The sequence below is a fragment of the Mycolicibacterium alvei genome, from assembly GCF_010727325.1.
In the GTDB taxonomy this organism is placed as follows: Bacteria; Actinomycetota; Actinomycetes; order Mycobacteriales; family Mycobacteriaceae; genus Mycobacterium; species Mycobacterium alvei.
On record NZ_AP022565.1, the window covers coordinates 2,530,023 to 2,556,130 of the forward strand.

At 66.9% G+C, this 26,108-nt stretch carries 25 protein-coding genes, 3 tRNA genes and 3 pseudogenes; 14 read left to right on the top strand and 17 right to left on the bottom strand.

The window, feature by feature from the left end:
• Positions 1 to 8 precede the first annotated feature (8 nt).
• From G6N44_RS12230 to G6N44_RS12245, 4 genes and pseudogenes are all read left to right on the top strand, one after another.
• Positions 9 to 926 (top strand): alpha/beta fold hydrolase, encoded by a 918-nt coding sequence (locus G6N44_RS12230; protein ID WP_163669865.1) that lies wholly within the window; start codon positions 9 to 11, stop codon positions 924 to 926.
• Between the two features lie 204 nt (positions 927 to 1,130).
• On the top strand, positions 1,131 to 1,991 hold the full coding sequence (locus G6N44_RS12235) for a cyclopropane mycolic acid synthase family methyltransferase (protein WP_163669866.1): 861 nt from the start codon (positions 1,131 to 1,133) through the stop codon (positions 1,989 to 1,991).
• 95 nt (positions 1,992 to 2,086) lie between these two features.
• Positions 2,087 to 2,782 (top strand): YciI family protein, encoded by a 696-nt coding sequence (locus G6N44_RS12240; RefSeq protein ID WP_163664301.1) that lies wholly within the window; start codon positions 2,087 to 2,089, stop codon positions 2,780 to 2,782.
• A 6-nt stretch (positions 2,783 to 2,788) separates the two neighbouring features.
• Positions 2,789 to 3,364, top strand: a pseudogene (locus tag G6N44_RS12245) (RNA polymerase sigma factor); the annotation flags it as partial.
• 33 nt (positions 3,365 to 3,397) lie between these two features.
• Here G6N44_RS12245 and G6N44_RS29230 read toward each other — a convergent pair.
• The 3 genes and pseudogenes from G6N44_RS29230 to G6N44_RS29865 all read right to left on the bottom strand — a co-directional run.
• Positions 3,398 to 4,237, bottom strand: coding sequence for a transposase (locus tag G6N44_RS29230; protein ID WP_197907509.1), 840 nt, complete (start codon positions 4,235 to 4,237; stop codon positions 3,398 to 3,400).
• The gene (locus tag G6N44_RS29235; protein ID WP_197907525.1) at positions 4,231 to 4,440 is read right to left on the bottom strand and encodes a hypothetical protein; all 210 of its coding nucleotides are present in this window, start codon (positions 4,438 to 4,440) and stop codon (positions 4,231 to 4,233) included. Before G6N44_RS29235 ends, G6N44_RS29230 begins: the two co-directional genes overlap by 7 nt.
• A 110-nt stretch (positions 4,441 to 4,550) precedes the next feature.
• Positions 4,551 to 4,811 (bottom strand): annotated as a pseudogene (locus G6N44_RS29865) (transposase domain-containing protein); the annotation flags it as partial.
• A 57-nt stretch (positions 4,812 to 4,868) separates the two neighbouring features.
• Between G6N44_RS29865 and G6N44_RS12255 the strand changes: the two are divergent.
• Positions 4,869 to 5,543 (top strand): annotated as a pseudogene (locus tag G6N44_RS12255) (DUF6596 domain-containing protein); the annotation flags it as partial.
• A gap of 83 nt (positions 5,544 to 5,626) precedes the next feature.
• Here the strand turns inward: G6N44_RS12255 and rplA are convergent.
• The 13 genes from rplA to G6N44_RS12320 all read right to left on the bottom strand — a co-directional run bounded on the left by rplA (position 5,627) and on the right by G6N44_RS12320 (position 12,193).
• Complete coding sequence (gene rplA, locus G6N44_RS12260) at positions 5,627 to 6,334, bottom strand: 50S ribosomal protein L1 (protein ID WP_163664303.1); 708 nt, start codon at positions 6,332 to 6,334, stop codon at positions 5,627 to 5,629.
• A gap of 99 nt (positions 6,335 to 6,433) precedes the next feature.
• Positions 6,434 to 6,862 carry a 50S ribosomal protein L11 gene (rplK, locus tag G6N44_RS12265; RefSeq protein WP_163664305.1) on the bottom strand — a complete coding sequence of 143 codons (429 nt, stop codon included), beginning with the start codon at positions 6,860 to 6,862 and terminating at the stop codon, positions 6,434 to 6,436.
• A 69-nt stretch (positions 6,863 to 6,931) separates the two neighbouring features.
• A complete protein-coding gene (gene nusG, locus G6N44_RS12270) occupies positions 6,932 to 7,744 on the bottom strand; it encodes a transcription termination/antitermination protein NusG (RefSeq protein WP_163664307.1) in 813 nt (270 codons plus the stop codon).
• 27 nt (positions 7,745 to 7,771) lie between these two features.
• Positions 7,772 to 8,233, bottom strand: a complete 462-nt coding sequence (gene secE / locus G6N44_RS12275; RefSeq protein WP_163664309.1) for a preprotein translocase subunit SecE — start codon at positions 8,231 to 8,233, stop codon at positions 7,772 to 7,774.
• Between the two features lie 82 nt (positions 8,234 to 8,315).
• Positions 8,316 to 8,388 (bottom strand) — tRNA-Trp (locus G6N44_RS12280).
• A gap of 172 nt (positions 8,389 to 8,560) precedes the next feature.
• The gene (hadC, locus tag G6N44_RS12285) at positions 8,561 to 9,070 is read right to left on the bottom strand and encodes a (3R)-hydroxyacyl-ACP dehydratase subunit HadC (protein ID WP_163664311.1); all 510 of its coding nucleotides are present in this window, start codon (positions 9,068 to 9,070) and stop codon (positions 8,561 to 8,563) included.
• 14 nt (positions 9,071 to 9,084) lie between these two features.
• Positions 9,085 to 9,513 carry a (3R)-hydroxyacyl-ACP dehydratase subunit HadB gene (hadB, locus tag G6N44_RS12290; RefSeq protein WP_163664314.1) on the bottom strand — a complete coding sequence of 143 codons (429 nt, stop codon included), beginning with the start codon at positions 9,511 to 9,513 and terminating at the stop codon, positions 9,085 to 9,087.
• On the bottom strand, positions 9,513 to 9,977 hold the full coding sequence (gene hadA, locus G6N44_RS12295) for a (3R)-hydroxyacyl-ACP dehydratase subunit HadA (protein ID WP_163664316.1): 465 nt from the start codon (positions 9,975 to 9,977) through the stop codon (positions 9,513 to 9,515). Before hadA ends, hadB begins: the two co-directional genes overlap by 1 nt.
• 10 nt (positions 9,978 to 9,987) lie before the next feature.
• Positions 9,988 to 10,155, bottom strand: a complete 168-nt coding sequence (gene rpmG, locus G6N44_RS12300) for a 50S ribosomal protein L33 (RefSeq protein WP_003881823.1) — start codon at positions 10,153 to 10,155, stop codon at positions 9,988 to 9,990.
• 46 nt (positions 10,156 to 10,201) lie between these two features.
• Positions 10,202 to 10,275, bottom strand: a tRNA-Met gene (locus G6N44_RS12305).
• 39 nt (positions 10,276 to 10,314) lie between these two features.
• Positions 10,315 to 10,387 (bottom strand) — tRNA-Thr (locus tag G6N44_RS12310).
• 121 nt (positions 10,388 to 10,508) lie between these two features.
• Positions 10,509 to 11,744, bottom strand: a complete 1,236-nt coding sequence (locus G6N44_RS12315) for a globin domain-containing protein (RefSeq protein ID WP_163664318.1) — start codon at positions 11,742 to 11,744, stop codon at positions 10,509 to 10,511.
• Complete coding sequence (locus tag G6N44_RS12320; protein ID WP_163664320.1) at positions 11,741 to 12,193, bottom strand: RrF2 family transcriptional regulator; 453 nt, start codon at positions 12,191 to 12,193, stop codon at positions 11,741 to 11,743. The genes G6N44_RS12315 and G6N44_RS12320 overlap by 4 nt, the downstream gene beginning before the upstream one ends.
• A gap of 136 nt (positions 12,194 to 12,329) precedes the next feature.
• Here G6N44_RS12320 and G6N44_RS12325 point away from each other — a divergent pair, with 136 nt between their 5' ends.
• The 9 genes from G6N44_RS12325 (at position 12,330) to recD (ending at position 25,880) form a co-directional block, all read left to right on the top strand.
• Positions 12,330 to 13,055 (top strand): MBL fold metallo-hydrolase, encoded by a 726-nt coding sequence (locus G6N44_RS12325; RefSeq protein ID WP_163664322.1) that lies wholly within the window; start codon positions 12,330 to 12,332, stop codon positions 13,053 to 13,055.
• A 240-nt stretch (positions 13,056 to 13,295) separates the two neighbouring features.
• Complete coding sequence (locus tag G6N44_RS12330) at positions 13,296 to 14,285, top strand: phospholipase effector Tle1 domain-containing protein (RefSeq protein ID WP_163669867.1); 990 nt, start codon at positions 13,296 to 13,298, stop codon at positions 14,283 to 14,285.
• A 72-nt stretch (positions 14,286 to 14,357) separates the two neighbouring features.
• A complete protein-coding gene (locus G6N44_RS12335) occupies positions 14,358 to 15,215 on the top strand; it encodes a DUF8453 domain-containing protein (protein ID WP_163664324.1) in 858 nt (285 codons plus the stop codon).
• A gap of 22 nt (positions 15,216 to 15,237) precedes the next feature.
• Entirely contained in the window at positions 15,238 to 15,948 is a 711-nt protein-coding gene (locus tag G6N44_RS12340) for a crotonase/enoyl-CoA hydratase family protein (RefSeq protein ID WP_163664326.1), read from the top strand.
• A 98-nt stretch (positions 15,949 to 16,046) separates the two neighbouring features.
• The gene (locus G6N44_RS12345; protein ID WP_170309393.1) at positions 16,047 to 16,523 is read left to right on the top strand and encodes a MarR family winged helix-turn-helix transcriptional regulator; all 477 of its coding nucleotides are present in this window, start codon (positions 16,047 to 16,049) and stop codon (positions 16,521 to 16,523) included.
• Positions 16,520 to 17,770 carry an MFS transporter gene (locus G6N44_RS12350; RefSeq protein WP_163664330.1) on the top strand — a complete coding sequence of 417 codons (1,251 nt, stop codon included), beginning with the start codon at positions 16,520 to 16,522 and terminating at the stop codon, positions 17,768 to 17,770. Before G6N44_RS12345 ends, G6N44_RS12350 begins: the two co-directional genes overlap by 4 nt.
• A gap of 24 nt (positions 17,771 to 17,794) precedes the next feature.
• Positions 17,795 to 20,980, top strand: coding sequence for an exodeoxyribonuclease V subunit gamma (gene recC / locus G6N44_RS12355; protein ID WP_163664332.1), 3,186 nt, complete (start codon positions 17,795 to 17,797; stop codon positions 20,978 to 20,980).
• Entirely contained in the window at positions 20,977 to 24,231 is a 3,255-nt protein-coding gene (recB, locus tag G6N44_RS12360) for an exodeoxyribonuclease V subunit beta (RefSeq protein WP_163664334.1), read from the top strand. Before recC ends, recB begins: the two co-directional genes overlap by 4 nt.
• Positions 24,231 to 25,880: an exodeoxyribonuclease V subunit alpha gene (gene recD, locus G6N44_RS12365; protein ID WP_163669868.1), complete on the top strand. Its 1,650-nt coding sequence runs from the start codon at positions 24,231 to 24,233 to the stop codon at positions 25,878 to 25,880. The genes recB and recD overlap by 1 nt, the downstream gene beginning before the upstream one ends.
• Here recD and G6N44_RS29055 read toward each other — a convergent pair.
• Complete coding sequence (locus tag G6N44_RS29055; protein ID WP_170309394.1) at positions 25,877 to 26,026, bottom strand: hypothetical protein; 150 nt, start codon at positions 26,024 to 26,026, stop codon at positions 25,877 to 25,879. The two genes, recD and G6N44_RS29055, sit on opposite strands and share 4 nt — an antisense overlap.
• Between the last annotated feature and the right edge of the window lie 82 nt (positions 26,027 to 26,108).

Below are 26,108 nucleotides of genomic sequence, written 5' to 3' on the forward strand. Positions count from 1 at the left end.
TGGCCGGCATGAAGGTGCGGACCGGCTTCGCCAAATCGTCCGCGGAACCCGGCGATGTCGACCTCTACTACGAGGACATGGGCAACCCGAATGACCCGGCCGTGCTGCTGATCATGGGTCTCGGTGCGCAGATGCTGTTGTGGCGCACCGGTTTCTGCGAAAAGCTGGTGAGCCTGGGGCTACGTGTCATCCGTTACGACAACCGCGACGTCGGCCTGTCCACCAAATTGTCCGGCACGCGGGTTGATTCTCCGCTGCCGCTGCGGATGGCCCGGTCGTTTCTGGGGCTCCGGAGCCCGTCGGTCTACACCCTCGAAGACGTCGCCGACGACGCCGCGGCCCTGCTCGATCACCTCAGGATCGACACCGCCCACATCGTCGGCGGTTCGATGGGCGGGATGATCGCCCAGGTGTTCGCGTCCCGGCACGCGCAGCGCACCAGGTCACTGGCGGTGATCTTCTCCAGCAACAATCAGCCGCTGTTGCCGCCGCCGGGCATCAAGCAGCTGCTGTCGGTGGTCACCGGCCCACCCGCCAATTCGTCGCGAGATGCCATCATCGACAACACAGTTCGGATCAGCCGGATCAACGGCAGCCCCGGCTATCCCGTTCCCGAGGCGGAGATCAGGGCCCAGGCCGCCGAACTGTACGACCGCGCCTACTACCCGGCCGGGATCGCCCGGCATTTCGGTGCCATTCTCGGCAGCGGCAGTCTGCGCCATCACGACAAGCGGATCAGCGTGCCGACCGTGGTGATCCATGGACGAGCCGACCGGTTGATGCGCCCGTTCGGGGGCCGGGCGGTGGCCCGCGCGATCGCGGGTGCCCGGCTGGTGCTGATCGACGGGATGGGCCACGATTTACCGGAGCCGGTGTGGGATGAGGTCGTCGGCGAGCTGAAGACGAACTTCGGCAGTTCCCGCTGAGCATGTCGCGGGGTGTGATTTCCTTCGCTGACGCAGTCCCGCCTGAACGCTTTCCACGGGATATACCTGCACAATTGGCGCTCTAGACACAATACATTTGTTTGCCACTGAGAATTGTTGACGGCGACGACAACAGGCTCACCGGGGGTGTCTGCGGTACCCTGGATTCGCGAGCAGAACTCTACGGCTTGGAGCATATCTAATATGTCCAAATTGACACCGAAATATGAAGAACTGCAGTCGATCTACGACATTTCAAATGAATTCTACGAACTGTTTCTAGGCCCCACAATGGGCTATACCTGCGGTTATTTCGAGCGCGAAGACATGACCGGCGACGAAGCCCAAATCGCCAAGTTCGATCTGTCGCTGGGCAAGCTGGGACTTGAACCCGGGATGACGCTGCTCGATATCGGCTGTGGCTGGGGCGCAGGCATGGCGCGCGCCATCGAGAAGTACGACGTGAACGTCATCGGGCTGACGCTCAGTGGCGAGCAGCGTGAATACGCCATCGAAAAGCTCGCCCGGATTCCCACCGAACGCAATGTCGAGGTTCGGCTCCAGGGTTGGGAAGAGTTCGATGACAAGGTCGACCGCATCGTTTCGATCGGCGCCTTTGAGCATTTCGGATTCGAGCGGTATCCGGCATTTTTCGAGACGGCCTATAACGCACTGCCCGACGGTGGCACCATGTTGCTGCACAACATCACCGGATTCGACCTTCGTCAGGGCCAGAAGCTCGGTCTGCACATGACATTCGAGGACGCCCGGTTCGCCCGGTTCATCATGACCGAGATCTTCCCCGGCGGCCGACTGCCCTCGGTGTCGATGGAACAGGAGAAAGCGACCGACGCCGGGTTCACGCTCACCCAATTGCAGGAGATCGGCCCACACTACGTCCGGACGCTCGAGATCTGGGCCGACGCGCTCGAGGCCCACAAGGACCGAGCCATCGCGATCCAGGGCCAAGAGGTGTACGACCGCTACGACAAGTACCTCAACGGCTGCCAGAAATACTTCGCATCGGGCCACATCAGCGTGCATCAGTTCACGCTGCAGAAGTAGTTTCACGCGAGCTGTCGGATCACGGCGCCGTCGTTCGTCGGATGGGTAGAGAGTGGGACAGAAAGGTTCTCACTCGCTGACGCCGGGAGATGACGATGTATTACTTCGCTTTACTGATCAGCCAGGATGTGGAGCTGACACCTGAGCAGCGAGCCGAGGGCATGGCCGCGTTCCAGAAATTTCACGCCAAGGCCGCCTCGGCGATCCGGGCCGGCGACGCACTGGACAAAGACGCTGCCGCCTCCCGTATCACCGGAGGTCCGGACAACCCGGTAGTCACCGACGGCCCGTACGCCGAGGGCGCCGAGGTGGCTTGCGGCTACTACGTGTTCGAGGCCGACAATCTCGATGAGGCGCTGGCCCTGGCCCGCGACATCCCGGTCGCCGAGTTCGGCGCGGTCGAGGTGTGGCCGATGGTTCATTGGCAGGCACCCGAGCGGCCACTCGGCAACGATTGGCTGGCCCTGCTGCTGGAGCGGCCGGAGGATGTCAACACGCCGGGCACCGACGAATGGAACCGGCAGGCGGGCCTGCACGTCGAACGCGCCAAGACCATCGGCGACCGGACGCTGGCCGGCGCGCCGTTGCATCCGCCGGCCACGGCGACCACGGTGCGCGTGCGCGACGGCAAGGTGGTGCTGACCGACGGCCCGTACGCCGAGGGCGCTGAGGTGGCCAACGGCTTCTACGTGCTGCGGGCATCGGATCGCGACGAGGCGGTCAAGTTGGCGTCGATGATTCCGGCGTCGGCCATCGAGGTACGCCAGTTGGCCGGGATTTCAGGCCTGTAATCGTCAATGACCCAATTGGACGGCGTCTTTCGGCGCGAGTGGGGCCCGGTGGTGGCCACCATCGCCCGCTGGTCGGGTGATCTCACCGTGGCCGAGGACGCCGTCCAGGAGGCCTGCGCACAGGCGCTCCGGGTATGGCCGGCCGACGGTGTGCCCGCCAGTCCCGGTGCGTGGTTGACGACGGTGGCACGCAATCGGGCCCTGGACCGCCTGCGGCGTGAATCTTCCCGTCCCGGAAAGGAACTCGCAGCGGTGTACGAGCAGGTGAACGCATCCGAGGACGCCGAGCTGCACCCGGTGCGCGATGACGAGCTGCGGATGATGTTCACCTGCGCCCACCCCGCGCTCGACCGCAGCGCGCAGCTGGCCCTGACGCTGCGGCTGATCTCCGGTCTCACCGTCACCGAGATCGCCCGTGCCGTACTGCAGTCCGAGGCCGCAGTAGGTCAGCGAATCACCCGTGCCAAGAACAAGATTCGTCAGGCCAATATCCCGTTGCGGGTTCCACCACCGGAGCTTCTGGCCGAACGCACACCGCACGTGCTCGGCTGCATCTATTCGGTGTTCACCGAGGGTTACTGGCAATGCCGCGCAGTTAAGGTCCGCGCCCTGTTGTCAACCGTCGAGGATTTCGATGGTGATGGCGGTTGTGTAGTTGGTGCGGTCGATGGCGCCTTTAGCCCGGTGCTTGGAAATGGCGCGTTTGACCACTCGGGGACTCGAGCGTGATCGCCGCGCTGGTAGCGGCTGGTTGAGGGCGGCGGCTCCGATGCAGCCGATCAGGTCGATGGTGGCGTCGGCGATCGTTGCGGCGGCGTGAATGACTTGGTCGCGGGCGGTGTTCAGGGCGACGGTGAGGCTCAGCCGGTCGGGGCCGATGTCGGGACGGGCCAGTGCGGTATCGGCCAGGGCGGTGCGCAGGGCCTGGTAGGTGATCAGCAGTGCGTAGACCTCTTGGGTGATGCCGGCGGGGGTACCCGCGCGCAGCACTCGTCCGCCCAGAATGGTCGATTTCAATTCCAGGTAGCTGGTTTCAATCTCCCACCGTTGATGGTAGAGCTCGACCAGTTCGTCTGCGGGATATTGCTTTTCGTCTAGCAGGGTGGTGACCAGGCGGTAGTGACCGTAGCGGGTCGCCCGCCGTCGAGCCGCACGCTGATGCGGGCGTCGATCACCCGCACGGTCACCGCGCCCATCCGTGCCAGCCACGTCCGGTCCGCCAGCGTCTTGATCGGGGGCAGCACACGGGCGTCTTTGCAGCGGATCAGCAACTCGGCATGGGTCGAGGCGATCTTTTCCACGAGCTGTGACGGCGAAGTTGCGGTCAGCCAACAGCAGCATGTCTGGTTTCAGGCACCGCAGCAGCGTTGGTGCATAGGTGGTTTCGCCTACTCCGTAGGCGCCGAACACGGCATCGACGACGGTGCGGGTGCCACACGCCACGACCGTCAGCATGCGCAGCATCGGATACCGGACTCGGCGTCGGGGCGGCCGGTTTGGCGGCCGAACGCTGCGGCGTTGGCTGCACTGTTGGGCACGAACATCGAGGTGCCGTCGATCGCGCAGACCAACAGCCCATGCCAGCGCGTCGCGCCGACAGCCGGGCCGCGTACCAGGGTGAACAATTCGCGCAGCGGGGCAACTCCGACACGTCGCAATGCTTGTGACAGTGCCGAAGAACCCGGTGCGGCCACGGTGACCGGATCCAGGCGGCGACCAGCCGCGCCCAGACCTGCTGGTATCCGATCTCGGCGAACAACGCCCCGGCCAGCAGCAGGTAGACCACGACCCGCGAGGGCAGCACCCGAACACGGCGCTGTACGCGGCCGGTGTTCTCCAAGGCGGCATCTACAAGATCGGCGGACACGATCCGGGTCAACTCGCCCAGATGGCCCGGCGCGAACCGGCCCTGACGACCCGGTGGCCCAGGACAGATGACAGACTGAACAGACAGCGGAACTCCCTGGTGAGATGGTGTCTTTGGACGGACAATCCATCGATACCGGGAGTTCCGCTGTCCTACCGGCATCCCACACGGCGTGTCACAATTGCCACACCAGTCACACGCTTAACTGCGCGGCATTGGGGTTACTGGTCGACGGGCGGGCCCTCGGCCATCCGTGACGAGCTGTGCGACGAGGGTGTCCGACTCGCAGGTGAACTGTGCTCGCTGATGCCCGGTAACCGGGACGCGCACGCACTCTCCGCCCTTGTCCTGCTGCATGATTCACGCCGCCGGACGCGGGTCGACGAGAGCGGGGCATTGATACCGCTGGACGAGCAGGACCGTAGCCATTGGGACCGTGGCCGTATCGCGCGGGGGCTGGAGCAGTTGCGATTGGCCGACGGCGCACCGGGCACATATCTCCCGCAGGCGGTGATCGCGGCACTGCATGCGACCGCGCCCACCTGGCGGCGCACCGACTGGGGCACCATCTGCCTGGCCTACGACCAGTTGGCGGCGCTGACGGACTCGCCGGTCGTGCGCGCCAATCGTGCACTCGCCGTTGGCTTTCGCGATGGATTCCCGGCCGGGCTGGCCGCGCTGGACGAGGTGGCCGACGATCCGCGACTGGCCCGGACGAATGCGGTGGCGCCGATCCGCGCAGACCTGCTGCGCCGGGCCGGCCGACTGCGCGAGGCCCGGCGCTGGTACCGCATCGCGCTCGAGGGCGAAGTGGCAGGGTCTGAGCCGGCGCGGGCGTTCCTACGCCGCCGTCTCGTCGAGTGCACCCTGGAAACGCCGAATGGCCAGTTATGACACGCGATTCAGAGAATCTTGTGCCGTAACTGGCCACTCGACAAACGGATTACGCCGCTGCGCCGATGGTCGGCTCCGCTGCGCTACGCCTCGGTGAAGTTCCGGGTCACCGACGGGTCAACCGGGATACCCGGGCCCGTGGTGGTGGAGACGGTCACCTTCTTGAGGTAACGACCCTTCGAGGACGACGGCTTGGCACGCAGCACCTCGTCGAGGGCGGCGCCGTAGTTCTCGGCCAGCTTGGCCTCGTCGAAGGACGCCTTGCCGATCACGAAGTGCAGGTTGGCCTGCTTGTCGACGCGGAAGTTGATCTTGCCGCCCTTGATGTCGGCCACAGCCTTGGTGACATCGGGGGTGACGGTGCCGGTCTTGGGGTTCGGCATCAGACCGCGCGGGCCCAGCACGCGGGCGATCCGACCGACCTTGGCCATCTGATCCGGGGTGGCGATCGCGGCGTCGAAGTCCAGGAAACCACCCTGGATCTTCTCGATCAGATCGTCGCTGCCGACGACGTCGGCGCCGGCGGCCAGTGCCTGCTCTGCCTTCTCACCGACGGCGAACACGGCGACGCGGGCGGTCTTACCGGTGCCGTGCGGCAGGTTGACGGTGCCGCGGACCATCTGGTCAGCCTTGCGGGGGTCGACGCCGAGGCGGATGGCTACCTCGACGGTGGCGTCCTGCTTCTTGGAGGAAGTCTCCTTGGCCAGCTTCGCGGCCTCAAGCGGGGTGTAGAACTTGTCCCGGTCGATCTTCTCCGCGGCTTCGCGGTATGCCTTGCTGTTCTTGCTCATTGAATCTCCAATTCAGAGTCTGTGGTTGGCGGGCCGAAGCGGGCCCTCCCACGTATTGCTACGGATACTCGACCCTTGTTGTCGGGTCGATCCGCTTCGCTACTCGACCGTGATGCCCATGGAACGGGCGGTGCCGGCGATGATCTTCGACGCAGCGTCGATGTCGTTGGCGTTGAGATCGGCCTTCTTGGTCTCAGCGATCTCGCGCACCTGATCCCAGGTCACCTTGGCGACCTTGGTCTTGTGCGGCTCGCCCGAACCCTTGGGCACACCTGCGGCCTTGAGCAGCAGCTTGGCGGCGGGCGGGGTCTTCAGCGCGAATGTGAAGCTGCGGTCCTCGTAGACAGTGATCTCCACGGGGATGACGTTCCCGCGCTGCGACTCGGTCGCGGCGTTGTACGCCTTGCAGAACTCCATGATGTTGACGCCGTGCTGGCCAAGTGCAGGACCGACCGGCGGGGCGGGGTTGGCCTGCCCGGCCTGGATCTGCAGCTTGATGAGCCCGGCGACCTTTTTCTTCGGGGCCATGCTTCTGGTGTTCCTTTACTTGCTCATCCAAGGGCGTGAAACGCCCGTTGTTTCTAGCCGCTGTGGCGACTAAATCTTGGAGACCTGGTTGAAGGTCAGTTCGACCGGAGTCTCGCGGCCGAAGATGGAGACCAGCACCTTGAGCTTCTGCTGTTCGGCGTTGACCTCGCTGATGGAGGCGGGCAGCGTCGCGAACGGTCCGTCCATGACGGTGACCGACTCGCCGACCTCGAAATCGACCAGGATCTCGGGCCGTTCCAGGGTGGCCTCGGAGCCGGCACCGGCCGCGGCGGCGCTGGACTTGGCGGGCTTTTTCGCTGCACCCTGCGGCAGCAGGAACTTCACCACATCGTTCAGCGACAGCGGGGACGGACGCGAGGTGGCGCCGACGAATCCGGTGACACCCGGGGTGTTGCGCACCGCGCCCCACGACTCGTCGTTGAGCTCCATGCGCACCAGGATGTAGCCCGGCAGCACCTTGCGGTTGACCTGCTTGCGCTGGCCGTTCTTGATCTCGGTGACCTCTTCGGTGGGCACCTCGACCTGGAAGATGTAGTCGCCGACGTCCAGGTTCTGCACGCGGGTTTCGAGGTTGGCTTTCACCTTGTTCTCGTAACCGGCGTAGGAGTGGATGACGTACCAGTCGCCGGGCTTGAGCCGCAGTTCCTTCTTGAGCGCCACTGCCGGGTCTTCGTCTTCGTCTTCGTCGGCTGCAGGCGCCTCGTCGGTACCTTCGGCCGGAGCCGCTTCGGTCTCGTCGACCGAGTCGGCCGAGTCGGCAGCTACGGCCTCTTGGCCCTCAGCCGATTCGTCGGTGTGCGACTCGACGCCGTCGACGTCAACGGTCTCGGCAACGGTCTCGTCGCCGTCGAACGTGGTCACGTTGTCAGTCCTCTCTCAAATTCCAGATCAGGTGCCGAAGACCAGCGACACCAGTCGCGCCAGTCCCAGGTCGGCGCCGGAGATCAGCGCGACCATGAACACCAGGAAGGCCAGCACCACGGTGGTGTAGCTGACCATCTGCTTGCGGTTCGGCCAGATCACCTTGCGGAGTTCTGCTACGACCTGCTGCAGATAGTTGACGACGAACATGATCGGGTTGCGCGACGGGCCGGTGTTCTTGGCCTTCGCCTTCTTCTTGGCCTTCTTCGGCGTGCCGGCGTCGGCCTTGGCATCGTCACTCGACGCGTCACCGTCGGCTACGTCGCTGTCGACGTCACCAGCGACGCGACGGGTCCGCTTGCCGGTCGGGCGCAGCGGCCCGGTTGCCACCGCGGTCTGACCGCGGGTGCTGTCAATTGCCCCGGCGTCGGTGCCAGCGTCGATTCCGGTGTCGTCTGCGGAGCCGGCACCTTCACGCTCGTCGCTCACCGCGTGCTCCGTTCATGTCTAGCGGACTGGTTTGTTGCGGTCACCTTCCAGTGTCCACATGTTGTCGAGTATTCAGTTTGAGCAGGGGCGACAGGACTTGAACCTGCAACCTGCGGTTTTGGAGACCGCTGCTCTGCCAGTTGAGCTACGCCCCTCTGTCGGTGACATACTGGCGCTTTCGCCACCGTACTGCGCCGAGCTTTACACAATTCGCGCGCGGCCCGTTCATGGTCAAGCCGACGGACAGCGCGCTGAAATGGGAAAAACCCCGAGTGCCGAGTGTACCCGGCGTGGGCGCCAGAAACTAATCGCACCCAGTGCCGACGGCTACTCCCCGGCAGCCTTCCGCATGACCTTGCCGGTTTCCGGATCCCACTTGACCTGGATGGAATCGTCGGCGTCGTGGCCCATCATGGTGGTGATGGCTTCGAGGACCACCTCACCGTCGTCACCGGTACAGATGTTGTGGGTGACGACGATGTCCGCGCCGAAGCGCTCGTCGACGGAGGTGACCTGCATGACGGCGTGCAGCTGATCGCCGGCCTTGAGCGGCTTGCGGTAGACGAACTTCTGGTCCACCTGGACGATCTGTTTGGTTTCCATGCCGATGTCGACGTTCTGGAAGAAGTGCTCCTGCACCAGCAGCGCCAGGGTGGAGGCGAAGGTCAGCGGAGCGACCAGCGCATCGTGACCGAGCTCGGCCGCGGCCTCCTCGTCGTGGCTGGCCGGGTCTGTGGCCTTGACGGCCTTGGCGTACTGACGGATCTGCTCTCGACCGATCAGGAAGGGGTACGGATATTTCCAAACCATCCCCATGATGTTGGCCTTGAGTGCCATGACCCAGAACTCCCTTACGCCAGTTTTGCGGTCGCTGTGGCCCGCCCGAAGATCTTCTTTCCGCCTGCGGTGGCCGAGATGGCGACGGTGACGAGGTTCTGCTCGGGATCCACGGACTTGACCCGTCCGTTGAAGACGATTTCGGCGCCCACTCCGTCGTTGGGGACCGGCACCACCGCGGTGAAGCGGACGTTGTACTCGGTGACCGCGGCCGGGTCGCCGACCCAGGCGGTGACGTAGCCGCCGCCGAGGCCCATGGTCAGCATGCCGTGGGCGATCGCGGTGTCGAGGCCGACCTGCTTGGCGATCTCGTCGTCCCAGTGGATGGGGTTGAGGTCGCCGGAGACGCCGGCGTAGTTGACCAGATCTCCACGGGTCAGCGGGATCACCCGCTCCGGAAGCGTGTCACCGACCTTTACCGAACTGAACTCGCGCAGCGCCATCAGTTAAAACCCTCTTCTCCGTCGCCCGCACGCCCGGCCAGGGTCGTGTAGGCCTCCTGGACCACGTCACCTTTGTCGTCGGTGATGATGTTCTTGGTCACGATGATGTCGGTGCCGTGCGCCTTGCGCACGGAGTGGACGTACACGTCGCAGTAGAGCTTGTCACCGGCTTTGACCGGCTTGAAGAACTTGAGCTCCTGATCGACCTGGACGATCTGTGCGTCCTGGATGCCGATGTTTGCCCACTCGAAGAACGCCCACTGCGCCTGGTACCCGAAGATGCAGATAAAGGTGAGCGGCGCCGGCAGCGAATCGTGGCCGAGCTCGGCGGCTGCAGCCTCGTCGTGGTAGAACGCATCGTCGTTCTTGACCGCGATCGCATGCTCGCGAATCTTCTCGCGTCCGACCTCATAATGCTCAGGATGCCGGTAGTGCATCCCGACGATGTTCGACGATAGAGCCACGAGCGTTGGGCTATCGCGACTCTTTGTGCGGCTGGTGGGTGCCGCAATTGGGGCAGAACTTCTTGATCTCGAGCCGGTCGGGATCGTTGCGGCGGTTCTTCTTGGTGATGTAGTTGCGGTGCTTGCACACCTCGCACGCCAAAGTGATCTTCGGCCGTACGTCGGTACTCGACGCCACGTCAGTTCTCCCTGCTCAAAATCACGCTCTGCTGTTGATGTTCCTGTAGCGGTGGGGGGACTCGATCCCCCGACCTCACGATTATGAGTCGTGCGCTCTAACCAGCTGAGCTACACCGCCCCGATGATGCGAGTCGGCGCACCGCCTGCTCGTCCACCGAGCCCCCTAACGGAATCGAACCGTTGACCTTTTCCTTACCATGGAAACGCTCTACCGACTGAGCTAAGGGGGCCTACCAACTTCAGGCCCTGCGACTTGCTGGGTGCGGGGCCTTAAAGAGGGTACAACCTCCCCGGCAGCCGCACCAAACCGCAGGTCAGCGCGGCCGCCGGGGAGGTGTTTTGCCTGGTCGGCTAGTCCAGGAGCCAATCGTTGGGTGCGAACAGCTCGCAGTGCACCCGCTCGTGGGCGATTCCGCGGTCACTCAGCTGGGTGCGGACCGCCTCGACGAAACCGGCCCCACCGCACAGGTAGTACGCGGCGTCGGCGGGCAGTTCGAGCCCGTCGAGCTTGAGCAGTCCGGCGTGCACGCCGGGGGCACCGCCGGTGACACCGTCCTCGTACCAGAGCTCGAGGCTCGCGTTGGGCAGCGCGTCGATCAACTCGTGCTGACGCTCCCGCAGCGGCTGGCCGCTGTCACTGCGGTCGGCATGCAGAACCTGTACGCGGGTGTCGGGCGCCTCGGCGGCCACGAACTCCAGGATGCCGACCATCGGGGTGATCCCGATGCCCGCGGACACCAGGACCAGGGGGCCGTCGGGCCGACCGCCGGTGTAGAGGTCTCCGAACGGCAGCGTGACGTCGAGCAGGTCGCCGATGCACAGGTTGGCCCGGATCCAGGACGAGACCTCGCCGGCGGGCTGGTCCGCGACAGCGTCGACGGGCTTGACCGCAAACGTCAGGTCGGTGGACCCGGGTGCGCCGACCAGGCTGTACTGGCGTAGCTGGCGGGCACCGTCGGGCAGCGTCACTCCGACGGAGACGTACTGTCCGGCGGCGAAGTTGACGGGCTCGGTGGCGCGCACGGTGACCAGCACCGCACCGGACGGATCGTCGACGCGGGAGACGACGCGCAGCCGCCGGAAGACGTCACCGGGTTCCACCCCGGCGCCGGCGTAGAGGTCGCGCTCGAGCGCGATCAGGGTGTCGGCCATGATCCAGTAGACCCGGTCCCAGGCCTCGGCTACGTCGGCTGTCACGGTGTCGGCGCCCAGCACCTCGACGATCGCGGCGAACAGGTTGTCGTGCACGATCGGGTACTGGTCGGCGGTGATGCCCAGCGAGGCGTGCTTGTGACCGATGCGCGCCAGCAGCGCCGACGGGTGCGGCAGGTCGGGGTTGACCAGGTGGGTGGCGAACGTGGCGATCGACGCCGCCAGTGCGCGCTGCTGGGCCCCCTGAGCCTGGTTGCCGCGGTTGAACAGGTTGCGCAGCAGCTCGGGGTGGTTGGCAAACAGCCGACGGTAGAACTCCGAGGTGATCTCGTCGATGTGCGCGCCGATGAGAGGCAGTGTCGCGGAGACGATTTCGGCGTGCTTGGGCTCCAGTTCGTCGCGTACCGCAGACGGCTCGGGGCTGATGACGGTCATCGGGGATTCCTTTCAGGGGTGGTGAGTTGCAGAACAATCGGTAGGCGGCCGTCGGCCGTCAGGTCTGTGACGGTGTATTTGTCGAGTTCGCGATAGAACGCCTCCTTTGCGTCGGCCAGCACCCGGCGAAGCCGGCAGGCTGCGATGAGCGGACAGGGGGAATCCCCGCCGCATTCGATGACCTCGCGGTCCCCTTCGAGTTCGCGCACCAGCCAGCCGATCGAGGCGTTACGCCCGGCCTCGGTGAGCACCAGTCCCCCGACCCGGCCGCGCCGCGCGTTCACCATGCCGAGCTCGGACAGCTTGGAGACCGCCTTGGCGACGTGATGCTCGGACGCATCGGCTCCCGAGGCGATGGTGCGGGTGGTGATGCGCCGGTCCACAGACTCACCCGAGGACAGCAGCATCATGGTGCGCAGTCCCAGGTCGGTGAATCGGGTGAGGTGCATGCCAGTGACGCTAGTAATTCCGCATTTCTGATGCGAGTTTTGTCGGTGTGGGTTCAAACACGTCATGACGTGCGGTTTTTAGACCTGCGGGGATGCCTGCCCGGAGGCCGCCGCGGGGCGCCAATAGGCTTGGCGCATGTCCGAGCCCCAGGTTGCAGACCGCTTGTACTTCCGCCAGTTGTTGTCGGGCCGCGACTACGCGGCCGGCGACCCGATCGCACAGCAGATGCGCAACTTCTCCTATCTGATCGGCGACCGCGAGACCGGCGACGCGGTCGTGGTCGACCCGGCGTATGCGGCCAACGATCTGGTCGATGTGCTCGAGGCCGACGACATGCACCTCTCCGGTGTGTTGGTCACCCATCACCACCCCGACCACGTCGGCGGCACGATGGCGGGCTTCTCCCTCAAGGGCCTCGCCGAACTGCTGGAGCGTCAGAGCGTGCCGGTCCACGTCAACACCCACGAGGCCGACTGGGTCTCGAAGGTCACCGGGATCGCGCCCAGTGAGTTGACCTCGCACGTGCACGGCGACAAGGTCGCGATCGGCGCGGTGGAGATCGAGCTACTGCACACCCCCGGCCACACCCCGGGCAGTCAGTGCTTCCTGTTGGACGGCCGACTGGTCGCCGGCGACACCCTGTTTCTCGACGGATGCGGGCGCACCGACTTTCCCGGCGGCAACGTCGACGACATGTTCCACAGCCTGCAGGCGTTGGCCAAGCTGCCCGGTGACCCGACCGTCTTCCCCGGGCACTGGTACTCGACCGACCCGAGCGCCTCGCTCGACGAAGTCAAACGCAGCAACTACGTTTACCGGGCGTCGAACCTCGAGCAATGGCACATGCTGATGGGTGGCTGATGGATCGTTTCAGTTCGACCAAGTGCGGAATCCACTGAGTTGACGCGCAGGAAACGGGGTAATTCCACCCCGTAGCGGTCCCACTTCCACGGATTTCGTTGCCCAAGCGGTTGCAAGTGGAATTACGTCCCATTTTCTGCGATTCGAGTAGTGCAATACTCAGGACACCGGCCCGCGGACCCGGCAAAGTATTGGTCATCATCAGTTGAGCAGTAGTTGACAGTCCCGCCGGGGGTCGCCGTGAAGAACATCGCGCTGTGCTTCGACCACTCAGATGAACATCCCGGACTCCGTGACGCGTCGAATACCGAGATCCTTTTTCGGTTGCTGGACGACACCGATCAGGTGACCTGGTATCACAGCGGCGCGGCCACGCAGCCGGGCAGACGGATCACACCGGGCCGCCGCGGCGACTCGGCCGGCGAAGCCCGGGCGGCCATCGCCGAGGCGTATCGATTCCTCGGCGACGCGTGGGATCCCGGAGATCGCATCTTCGTGTTCGGCGGCGGCGAGGGTGGGCATCGCGCCGGTGAACTGGCCACGTTGCTCGGCACGGTCGGCCTGTTGCCGGCTCATTCCGATGACGTACTGGACTACGCGCTGGCCACCTATGTGCTGCCACGTACGGCGCGCACGCCGCAGGACTGGCGACAGATCAGGGTGCTGGCGGCCCAGCTGTTCGGTGAACGCGATCCGGCCGTGCCGGTGCAGTTCGTCGGGCTGTGGAATGCCACCACCACTCCGGGCACCAAGCACAACATGGGTCCGCTGCCGACGGTGGAGTCCGGCCGGCACGCGGTGGCGATCGACGGTGGTCGCCGGACGATGCGGTACGGCGAGGGCCTTGACGAAGTCTGGTTCCGGGGAACCCGCAGCGATGTCACCGGCGGCACCGGGGCGTGCTGGCCGCTGGCCGACATCACTCTGGACTGGATGCTGGACGGAGCCATTTCGGCGGGGCTGCGGGTTCACGATCACAGCGCCTGCCCCACCGATCTCGATGCCCTGGCCGGGACCGCGCCGGTGATCGGCCGGTGTCGGCCGCCGCTGGACGCCAAGGTGCACGCCAGTGTCGAGGTGTATCTGCGTTCGCATCCGCACTATTGGCGGCGACTGCCTGCGCGTTTCGAATGGACCGACACCGAGTGGCTGGCACGCGGTGAGCGGCTGGTCCACACACCGGTGACGGTGCCGGTGCAGCGCGAAGTTCTCACCGCCGTCGCCTCGTGAGAACGCCGGTTTTGGCTGAAGTTTGCTGAGCCGAGCCGCCGCCCGATCGAAGGTCCGTGATATACCCACCTGGTGGGGATCATCGATTCAGTCACGGAGCGGGGGCGTGAGTTGGCTAGTTTCGACCCGGGCGCATGGACTGCGCTCGCAGCGTGGGTGGCGATTGCCGTCGTCGTCGTCGCGTTGATCTATGCGTGGCGGCAATATCTGAAGGCCAGGGACCGGCGCGCCGAGCTGACCCAGCCGAACGTGTCGATGTTCATGGAACCGAGCGGGGCCGATTGGCACCTGGTGGAGCTGGTCGTGCGCAATTACGGTCAGCGGCCGGCCTACGGGTTGCGGTTCGAATTCGCGAATCCGCCGACCGTCGGCAAGTACGAAAGCTCTTATGACGACAAGTTCGTCGACATCGTGCCGTTGAACCTGCCCGCCGAGATTCCTTATCTGGCGCCGTCACAGGAGTGGCGCATCGTGTGGGATTCGGCGCTGGACCGTAAACAACTCGGCGAATCGATCGCCTCCCGTTTCGACGGGGCGATCACCTATTACGACGAGCCGGGCTCACCCGGCAAACCCAGCGGCCGCAAGCTGCGCAACACGGCGGTGCTGGATTGGGCGACGCTGCCGCCGGTGGACCGGATGGAATTGCTGACCACCCACGACCAGGCCCGCCGGGAGAAGCAGAAGCTGGAGTTGTTGCGCGGTGTGCTGAGCTATTTCCAGTACGCGGCCAAGGAAACCGATGAAGAGACGCTGCGCTCGGAGATCAACCGCATCAACGCGCTGGGCGCCGAGGTGCGGGCCCGCTGGCGCGACCGCTACGAGGCCGGCGGTGACGATGACGATTACGACGACGATTACGACGACGACGATCCCGAGACCGATCTGATCAAGCCGCCGCCTTCCTCAGGCAGGCGTCATCGGGCCTGAGCCACTCGCTAGCATCAGTGCGATGAGCAGCCTGGTGAGCTACGAGCTCAACGATGCCGTGGCCACGATCACGATGAACGACGGCAAGGTCAACGCACTGTCGCCCGCCATGCAGGCCGAGATCAACGCGGCACTGGATCAGGCGGCGGCCGGTGCGGCGGCCGGCGAGGTGAAAGCCGTGGTGCTGGCCGGTAATTCCAAGGTGTTCAGCGGTGGGTTCGATCTGAGCGTGTTCTCGTCCGGCGATGCGGCGGCGACCCTGGGCATGCTCGCCGGCGGCTTCGAGTTGTCGGTGCGGTGTCTGAGCTTCCCGGTGCCGGTGATCATGGCCGCGACCGGCCATGCCATCGCGATGGGCTCGTTCCTGCTGCTCTCGGGTGATCACCGGGTCGGCGCGGTGACGTCACGGTGCCAGGCCAACGAGGTGAAGATCGGGATGACGCTGCCGATCTCAGCCATCGAGATCATGCGGATGCGTTTGACCCGGGCCGCTTTTCAGCGCGGGATCGCCATGGCTGCGGTGTTCACCGGTGATGCGGCCATCGCCGGCGGCTGGCTCGATGAGGTCGTCGAGGCCGACGCGGTGCTCGCCCGGGCCCAGGAGGTGGCCGCCGAAGCTGCCGCGACCTTGAACACCGGTGCCCACGTGGCCAGCAAGCTCAAGGCCCGCGCCGAGGCCATCACCGCGATTCGCGCCGGAATCGACGGCCTGGCAAAGGAATTCGTGGGCTAGCCGAGCTTCGCGCGTCGCACCTGCCACCTCAGCCCCACCGCCGGGGCCATCCGCTCGCACATGAAGCGCTGTGGCGATTTCCCGGCCGAAATATATGTATGTGCTATGCATATATAGTGTCTCGCTACACCGACCTCGATGAGCTTCTGGTGCGCATCCACATCGTCCGGCAGCGCCCGGGGTGGCGGCGCCGGTTGATCGACGCGTCGGGCAGCGTCCCGTCACTGTCGACGCTGCGGGTGCTCCGCGCCGTCGAACAGCGGGAGAAGGCCGGGCAGAGCGCCTCGGTCGGCGAGGTTGCCGAGTACATGGCCGTCGAGCACTCCACCGCCAGCCGCACCGTCGGCAACGTCGTCGCCGCCGGCCTGCTCACCAAGACCCACGATGCCGAGGACCAGCGTCGGTGCGCCCTCACCCTGACCGATGACGGCCGCAAGGCCCTGGCCGACGTCACCGAACGGCGCCGGGAAATGGTCGCCGAGACCGTGGCCGAATGGCCGGAGTCCGACGTCGACACCCTCGTCGGCCTGCTGGAGCAGCTGGTCACCGATTTCGAGCGGGGGGTCAGCTCGTGACAGCCGAGACCACTGCCCGCCCGCAGCCGCGCGGCGCCCTCCGATTGATGTTCGACCCGGTATTCGGAGCCCTGTTCTGGGGCAAGATATTCTCCGTCGTCGCGGTGTGGACGCACGGCATCGTCGCGGCCATCGTGATCTTCGACGCCACCGGTTCGGCGGTGATGGTGGGCATGGTCGGTGTCGCACAGTTCCTGCCCCAGCTCATCCTGAGCCCGACCAGCGGCAAGTGGGCCGACATCGGCGACCCGGCCCGCCAGATCCTGTGGGGCCGGGTGTTGTGCATCATCGGCTCGGGCTCGACCGCACTGTGGCTGGGCCTATCCCCCGACCTGCAGGGCACAGCAGCGGCGGTACCCGTGCTGGTCGGCTCCACCCTGGTCGGCTTCGGGTTCGTCATCGGCGGCCCGGCCATGCAGTCGATCGTCCCGAGCCTGATCCGCGACGGCGAGCTGGCGACGGCGATGGCGCTCAACAGCATTCCGATGACCATCGGCCGCATCCTGGGTCCGGCCATCGGCGCCCTACTGGCCGCCCGTCTCGGTGCGGCGCCCGGCTTCGCGATCAGCGCGGGCCTGCACATGGTGTTCGCGATCTTCCTGCTGCTGGTCACCTTCCCGGCCCGACCGGAGCGCAGCCCGCACCGGGACTACCGCGTTCGCGCGGCCGTGGCATACGTCTGGCGGGACCGCCCGCTGCTGCTGGCCCTGCTGGCCGTGGCGACGGTCGGGTTCGCCTCCGATCCGTCGATCACGCTCACCCCGTCGATGGCCGAGGAGCTCGGCGGCGGTGCTCACCTGGTGGGTGCGCTGTCGGCGGCGTTCGGCATCGGCGCGGCGGTCGGCATGGTGGCACTGGCGTCGATGCGTGGACGGCTGGCGGCCGCCCGGGTGTCGGCGATCGGGCTGTGGCTGCTCGTGGCGGGCTGCGGACTGCTCGCCCTGGGTACCGTCACGCCCTTGGCGCTGGCCGGTTTCGCGGTCGCGGGGCTGGGCTTCGGTTGGGCGATGACCGGCCTGAGCACCGTCGTGCAAGAGCGGGCACCCGAAGAACTGCGGGGCCGCATCATGGCGCTGTGGCTGGTCGGCTTCCTCGGGTCGCGCCCGTTCGCCGCGGCGTTGTTGGGCGGCGCGGCCGACATGTTCAGCGTGCGGGTGGCGTTCGTCATCGCAGGCGCGCTGACCCTCGCGGTCGCACTTGCGGCCCGACCCGCCGCGCTGTCGGCACCAAACCCAGCAACTCTTTGACCGGGTCTCCTATCGTGTCTGTCGATGGCACTGCACCTGCACCGGGCCGAGCGCACCGATCTGCTCGCCGACGGGCTGGCAGATCTGCTGTCGCACCCGCCGGCTGACCCGTTCGCCCAGGAGTTGGTGCTGGTGCCGGCCAAGGGTGTGGAGCGTTGGCTGAGTCAGCGGCTGTCGAACCGGTTGGGGGTGTGCGCGGCGGTCGAGTTCCGCAACCCGCGTTCGCTGATCGCCGAGTTGACCGGGACCGCCGAGGACGATCCGTGGTCGGCCGACGCGATGGCCTGGCCGCTGCTGGCGGTCATCGACGACAACCTGGATCAGCCGTGGTGTGCGCCGGTGGCCACCCATCTCGGTCACTTCGAGACCGGTGACGAGTATGAGCTGCGTCAGGGCCGACGCTATGCGGTGGCCCGACGGTTGGCCGGACTGTTCGCCTCGTATGCGCGGCAGCGCCCGCAACTGCTGGTCGATTGGGCGGAGCTGCCCGAGGACCTGTCCTGGCAGGCTCCGTTGTGGCAGGCACTGCTCAAGCGGATCGACGCCGATCCCCCGCACCTGCGGCACGCGAAAACCCTTGCCCGGCTGATCGAATCGCCCAGTGATCTGCCCGAGCGGCTGTCGTTGTTCGGGCACACCCGGTTACCGGCCACCGAGATCGAACTGCTCACCGCGCTGGCCACCCATCACGATCTGCACCTGTGGCTACCGCACCCCAGCGATGACCTATGGCAGTCACTGGCCGAGCACACCGGCTCGCTCCCCCGCCGTGAGGACAACAGTCACCGCGTGGTGGGCCACCCGCTGCTGGCCACCCTCGGCCGCGATCTGCGGGAACTGCAGCGCGGGCTGCCGATTCCGCAGACCGACGAATATCTCAGTGGCACAGGCTATCCCGATACAGTCCTGGGATGGCTGCAGTCGGATATTGCGGCCAACGCGGTGCGGCCGACCGGGCGGGTGCCGCGGCGGGAGGACCGCTCGGTGCAGGTGCACAGCTGCCACGGCCCGGCCCGTCAGATCGAGGTCCTGCGTGAGGTGCTCCTAGGCCTGCTCGCCGACGATCCGACACTGGAGCCCCGCGACATCCTGGTGATGTGCCCCGATATCGAGACCTACGCACCGTTGATCACGGCCGGGTTCGGGCTGGGCGATGTGGTACGCGGCGCGCATCCGGCGCACCGGCTGCGGGTGCGGCTGGCCGATCGTGCCCTGGTGCAGACGAATCCGCTGCTCTCGGTGGCCGCGTCGGTGCTGGCCCTGGCCGGCGGGCGGGCCACCGCGAGCGAGGTGCTCAACCTGGCCGAGTCCGATCCGGTGCGGGCCCAGTTCGGATTCACCGACGATGATCTGGAGGCCATCACCGCCTGGGTACGTGAGGCCAACATCCGGTGGGGTTTCGACCAGGAGCACCGCGGCCCGTACGGCGTCGAGTTCCTACACAACACCTGGCGTTTCGGCATCGACCGGGTGTTGGCCGGGGTGGCGATGTCCGATGACTCGCACGCCTGGCTGGGCACCACGCTGCCGCTCGATGACGTCAGCAGTAACCGGGTCGAGCTGGCCGGCCGGTTCGCCGACTTCGTGGAGACGCTCAGCCACACGGTCCGTCAGCTCAGCGGTGTCCGACCGTTGCACGAGTGGCTATCGGCGCTGAGCACCGGGATCGAGGCGCTGGCCTGTTCCGACGAGGAGTGGCCTGCGGCCCAGGTGCAGCGCGAGTTCGCGGACATCACCGACGCCGCAGGTGCGGCAGCAACACCGCTGCGGCTCAGTGATGTTCGGGCGCTGCTGGATCGGCATCTGGCGGGTCGTCCGACGCGCGCCAACTTCCGTACCGGAACCCTGACGGTGTGCACCATGGTGCCGATGCGCTCGGTTCCGCACCGGGTGGTGTGCCTGGTCGGACTGGACGACGGCGTGTTTCCGCGACTGGGGGCCGTCGACGGCGACGACGTGCTGGCCCGCGATCCCCGCACCGGTGAGCGCGACATCCGCTCGGAGGACCGCCAGTTGCTGCTCGACGCGATCGGCGCGGCCACGCAGACGCTCGTGGTCACCTATACCGGCGCCAACGAGTACTCCGGTCAGGCCCGGCCGCCGGCGGTGCCGCTGGCCGAGCTGCTCGACACCCTCAGGGTCACCGCCGAACAACCCCCGGTCGTTGTCACCACACACCCGTTGCAGCCCTTCGACATTCGCAACGTCACGCCCGGCGCTTTGCTACCCGACGGGCCGTTCACCTTCGACCCCACCGTGCTCACCGCGGCACAGGCCAGCGCCGGGCAGCGGGCGAGCCGGCCGCCGTTCTTCGCGCATCAGCTGCCGGCCCTTCCCACTGGTGACGTCGCGTTGGAGGATCTCGTCACCTTCTTCAGGGATCCGGTGAAGGGCTTCTTCCGGGCGCTGGACTACACGCTGCCCTGGGATGTGGACGGGGTGTCGGATGTGATGCCGGTCGATATCGATGCCCTGGAGGAATGGACTGTCGGCGATCGGATGCTCGGCGACATCATGCGGGGCATGACCCCGGCCGACGCCCAGCAGGCCGAGTGGCGGCGCGGCACCCTGCCGCCGGGACAGTTGGGCTGGCGCCGCGCGATCGCGCTGCGCGATCGGTGCGCACTGCTGGCCACCGAGGCGCTGCGGTACCGGGACGCCGACCCGCAGGCCTTTGACGTCGATATCCAGCTGGGCGGCGGGCGGCGGATCACCGGGACGGTCTCGCCGGTGTTCGGTGACCGGCTGGTGTCGGTGACCTACTCCAAGCTCGGCGGCAAGCATCTCCTGCAGTCCTGGATTCCGTTGTTGGCGTTGGCTGCCGGGCATCCCGGCCGGGACTGGTCGGCGGTGTGCATCGGGCGGCCCCGGCGCGGCGACACCCCGCTCATCGAAACGTTGGACAGTCCGGACGATCCGGTCGCGCTACTCGGCGATCTGGTGGCCATCTATGACGCGGGCCGCCGGGAGCCGCTACCGCTGCCAGTCAAGACCTCCTATGCGTGGGCGGCAGCGCGCCATGCCGGTGACGACCCGGAGCGCGAGGCCTCCTACCGCTGGCGCAGTGGGAAATTCCCCGGCGAGGATGAGGCGCCGGCCCATGTGCGGGCGTGGGGCCGCAGTGCGCCGTTGAGCCGGCTGGTCGGGCTGGGCGAGTACGCCGAGCGGTTGTGGCTGCCCGTCCTGCAGGCCGAAAGGTCGCGCCGGTGAACGTCTTCGATCTGCTCGGCCCGTTGCCGAAGGCCAACAGCACCACGGTGTTGGAGGCCAGCGCGGGCACCGGCAAGACCTTTGCGCTGGCCGGTCTGGTGACCCGCCTGGTGGCCGAGGGCGCGGCGACGCTGGATCAGATGCTGCTCATCACGTTCGGCCGGGCTGCCAGTCAGGAGTTGCGGGAGCGGGTGCGGGCCCAGATCGTCGGTGCGCTGGCGGCGTTGGAGGACCCGGCTCGCGCCGACAACGATCTACTGCGGTATCTGATCGCCGAGGACCAGCAGGCCCGCGGGCAGCGGCTGCGCGACGCCCTGGCTGGTTTCGACGCGGCGACGATCGCCACCACGCATCAGTTCTGCCAGATCGTCCTGAAATCCCTTGGTGTGGCCGGAGACAGCGATTCGGGTGTGACGCTGGTCGAGAGTCTGGACGAGTTGGTCTGCGAGATCGTGGACGATCTGTATCTCGCCCACTTCGGCGCTCTGCGGGAAACCCCGGAGCTGGGGTATGCCGAGGCGCTGAAACTGGCCCGGGTGGTGGTGGCCAATCCGGCGACCGAGTTGCGCCCGCTGGAACCTGAACCGGAGTCCCCGGCGGGGATTCGGGTGGCGTTCGCGCGGGCGGTGCTGGCGGAGTTGGAGATTCGCAAGCGGCGGCGCGGCGTGCTGGGCTATGACGATCTGCTGACCCGGCTGGCCGGGGCGCTGGCCGCTCAAGGTTCCGCGGCGCGGGTACGAATGGCGCAGCGCTGGCCGATCGTGATGGTCGACGAGTTCCAGGACACCGACCCGGTGCAGTGGCAGGTGATCGAGCGGGCGTTCTCCGGGCATTCCACGCTGATCCTGATCGGTGACCCCAAGCAGGCGATCTACGCATTCCGCGGCGGCGATATCGACACCTATCTGCGGGCCGCGGCGACCGCCGGAGACAAGCAGACGCTGGGCACCAACTGGCGTAGCGACAGCGTGCTGGTCGACCGGTTGCAGGCGGTGCTGCGCGGTGCCGAACTCGGGGGCCCCGACATCGTGGTGCACGACGTGCAGGCACACCATCAGGGTCATCGGCTGGCCGGGGCGCCCTACAACGATCCCTTCCGGCTGCGGGTGGTGCCGCGGAACCGCACCGGCACCAAGGTGATTCCGATCGCCGACCTGCGCCACCACATCGGTCGGGATCTGGCCGCCGACATCGGGGCATTGTTGGCCAGCGGCGCCACCTATGCCGACCGGCAGCTGCAAGCGGGCGATATCGCGGTGATCGTCGAGACCCACAAGGACGCCGGGGCCTGCCATACCGCGCTGCTCGACGCCGGTATCCCCGCGGTCTACACCGGGGATTCGGATGTGTTCAATTCCGATGCGGCCGGGGACTGGCTGTATCTGTTGGAGGCCTTCGATCAGCCGCACCGCACCGGGCTGGTGCGTGCCGCGGCGGCCACGATGTTCTTCGGGGAGACCGCGGAAACTCTTGCCGCGGGCGGTGATGCGTTGACCGACCGGGTCGCCGACACGCTGCGCACCTGGGCCGGTCATGCCCGGGATCGGGGTGTGGCGGCGATATTCGAGGCTGCGCAGCTGGCCGGGATGAGCAGGCGGGTGCTGTCGTGGCAGGGTGGCGAGCGGTTGATGACCGATCTGGCGCAGGTGACCCAGCTCCTGGGCGACACCTCGCACCGGGAGGGCTTCGGGCTGGCCGCCCTGCGGGATTGGCTGCGCACCCAGCGGTCTGAGGGCCGGGGTTCGTCCGAACGCAACCGTCGCCTCGACAGCGACGCGGCCGCGGTGCAGATCATGACGGTGTGGGTGAGCAAGGGACTGCAGTTCCCGATCGTGTATCTGCCGTTCGCGTTCAATCGGTATGTGCCGGAGCCGGATCTGGTGTTGTTCCACGACGAGGGGGTGCGCTGCCTGCAGATCGGTGGCCCCGATCCGGCGGTTACCCGCGCCGGGCGGGCCGAGGCCGCCGCCGATGACAGCCGCCTGACCTATGTGGCGATGACCCGGGCCCAGTCGCAGGTGGTGGCGTGGTGGGCGCCGTCCAACGACGAGCCGAACGGCGGCCTGTCGCGCCTGTTGCGGGGCCGTGCGCCCGGGCAGTCCGTGGTGCCCGACCGTTGTGCACCGGCCCGGGTCTCCGATGACGATGCGCTGGCCCGGCTGCAGGCCTGGGAGGCCGCGGGTGGTCCGCTGCTGGAGGAGTCGGTGATCGGTGCGGTCATGCCGGTGCCGGCTCAGGCGATACCGGATGATCTGGCGGCACGGCATTTTCATCGCTCCATCGACACCGCGTGGCGGCGCACGTCGTATTCGGGGCTGCTGCGGGCGGCCGAAGACGCCGGGAATTCCGGGGTGTCCAGCGAGCCCGAGGTCGCCGAGCTCGACGACGAGTCGACCGACATCGCCGTCGTCGCCCCCGCCCAGGGTGCCGACGTGCCCTCCCCGATGGCGTCGCTGCCGACCGGGGCCGCGTTCGGATCGCTTGTGCACGCGGTGCTGGAGACCGCCGACCCGCTGGCCGCGGATCTGACATCCGAACTGCTGGCCGAGGTCCGCCGCCACGCGGCCCGCTGGCCCGTCGAGATCGAGGCCGACGAACTCGCCGCCGCGCTGGTGCCGATGCACGACACTCCGTTGGGCCCGTTGGCGCCCGGCATGACGCTGCGCCAGATCGGGTTGGCGGACCGGTTGTGCGAGTTGGACTTCGAGTTCCCAATGGCCGGCGGCGATCTGCGCGGCGGTGAGTACGCCCGGTTGGCCGAGATCGGGGCCCTGCTCGACGAGCATCTCCCTGCAGACGATCCGATGGCCGTCTATGCCGAGCGGTTGTCGACCGGGCTGCTGGGCCGTCAGCCGCTGCGCGGCTACCTGTCCGGTTCGGTGGATGTGGTGCTGCGGATCGGGCAACGCTTCGTGATCGTCGACTACAAGACCAACTGGCTGGGCACCGGCGACGCGCCGCTCACCGCGGCCGATTACGGGCGTGGCCGGATGGCGGAAGCCATGCTGCACTCGGACTATCCGTTGCAGGCGTTGTTGTACAGCGTTGTATTGCACCGGTTCCTGAGCTGGCGGCTGCCGGACTACGACCCGGGCACACATCTGGGCGGGGCGATGTACCTGTTCGTGCGCGGGATGTGCGGGCCGCAGACGCCCGTCGTCGACGGACACCCGGCCGGGGTGTTCGGCTGGGAGCCACCCGCCGCGTTGGTCGTCGCGATGTCGGAGCTACTGGATCAGGGGGCCCGATGATGTTGGACGCGTTCGCCGAGATCCTCGAGCCTGCCGATGTGCAGGTGGCCCAACGCTTGTGCACGCTCGCGGAAGACACTGACCCGTCCGTCGAACTCGCTCTGGCCCTGGCCGTGCGGGCGCTGCGCGGCGGCTCGGTGTGTGTGGACCTGCGCTCGGTGGCCGAGCAGGCCCAGCGCCCCGAGCTGCCCTGGCCGCCGGTCGACGAGTGGCTGGCGGCCGTAACGGCCAGCCCGCTGTTCGGCACACCTGCGGTGCTGCGGCTGTTCGGGGATCTGCTGTACCTCGACCGGTACTGGTTGGAGGAGCAGCAGGTGTGCGACGACGTGCTGGCCCTGGTGGGCGCCCAGCCGGGCGGCGTGGTTCCCGATGTGGCGCGGCTGTTCCCACCGGGTTTCGAGGAGCAGCGGGCGGCGGCGAAGGTGGCGTTGTCGCAGGGACTGACGGTGCTGACCGGTGGACCGGGCACCGGTAAGACGACCACGGTGGCTCGGTTGTTGGCGCTCTTGGCCGAGCAGGCCGCGCTGGCCGGCCGGCCGGCGCTGCGGATCGCGCTGGCCGCGCCGACGGGCAAGGCCGCGGCCCGGCTGCAGGAGGCCGTGCAGCTTGAGGTGAACCGGCTCGATGACGTGGACCGTGAGCGGATCTCCGGGCTGCAGGCAACCACATTGCACCGGCTGTTGGGGTCGCGTCCGGACACGTCGTCGCGGTTTCGTCATCACCGGGCAAATCGGTTGCCGCACGACGTGATCGTCGTCGACGAGACGTCGATGGTGTCGTTGACCATGATGGCCCGGTTGTTGGAGGCGGTGCGTCCGCAGACCCGGCTACTACTTGTGGGCGATCCCGATCAGCTGGCGTCGGTGGAGGCCGGGGCGGTGTTGGCCGATCTGGTCGAGGGGTTGGGGTCGCGTGGGGTGGCGGCGCTGCAAACCTCGCACCGGTTCGGTGAGTCGATCGGTGCGCTGGCGTCAGCAATTCGGTCCGGGGACGCCTCGGGCGCGGTCGAGGTACTGGCGGCCGGCGGTGAGCATGTCGAGTGGGTGTCCGCCGACGCAGGCGAGCGGCTGCGGGAAGTACTTGTGCCCCATGCCCTTGCGCTGCGCCAGGCGGCGATTCTCGGGGATGCAGGCACGGCGCTGGCCATCCTCGACGAGCACCGGTTGTTGTGCGCGCATCGGCGCGGTCCGTTCGGTGTCGCGCAGTGGAACCGTCAGGTGCAGCGGTGGCTGGCCGAGGCGACCGGTGAGCCCACGTGGGCATTGTGGTACCCAGGACGGCCAATCCTGGTGACGGCCAACGATTATGGGCTCAAGCTCTACAACGGCGATACCGGCGTCACCGTGGCCACACCGGACGGGCTGCGCGCCACCGTGGGCGGGTCGGGAACGTTTGCGACGGGCCGGCTCACCGAGGTGGAGACCATGCACGCCATGACGATCCACAAGTCCCAGGGCAGCCAGGCCGACGAGGTGACCGTGCTGCTACCGCCGGAAGACTCCCGATTGTTGACGAGGGAGTTGTTCTACACCGCAGTCACCCGGGCCAAGACGCGGGTGCGGGTCGTGGGTTCCGAAGCGGAAATCCGCGCGGCCATCGCCCGGCAGGCAGTCCGAGCGACCGGCCTGCGAAAGCGGCTGAAGCTCTAAACGGCCCGTCCGGCGAAAAATGCGCCGGAAACGAGACCGATCACGAGCGCCAGGGTAGGTAACCCCATCACTACGGCCGTAACAACGCCGGCGACCGCGCCGATGCCGAGCACCAGCAGAAGTACACCCACAAATGCACTGAGCATTGCACGCCCTTTCGTATGACAGCGATCACAATGTACATCGTCCGTGGGCTGAATCACACATAGATGCCGCACCAATTCGGTT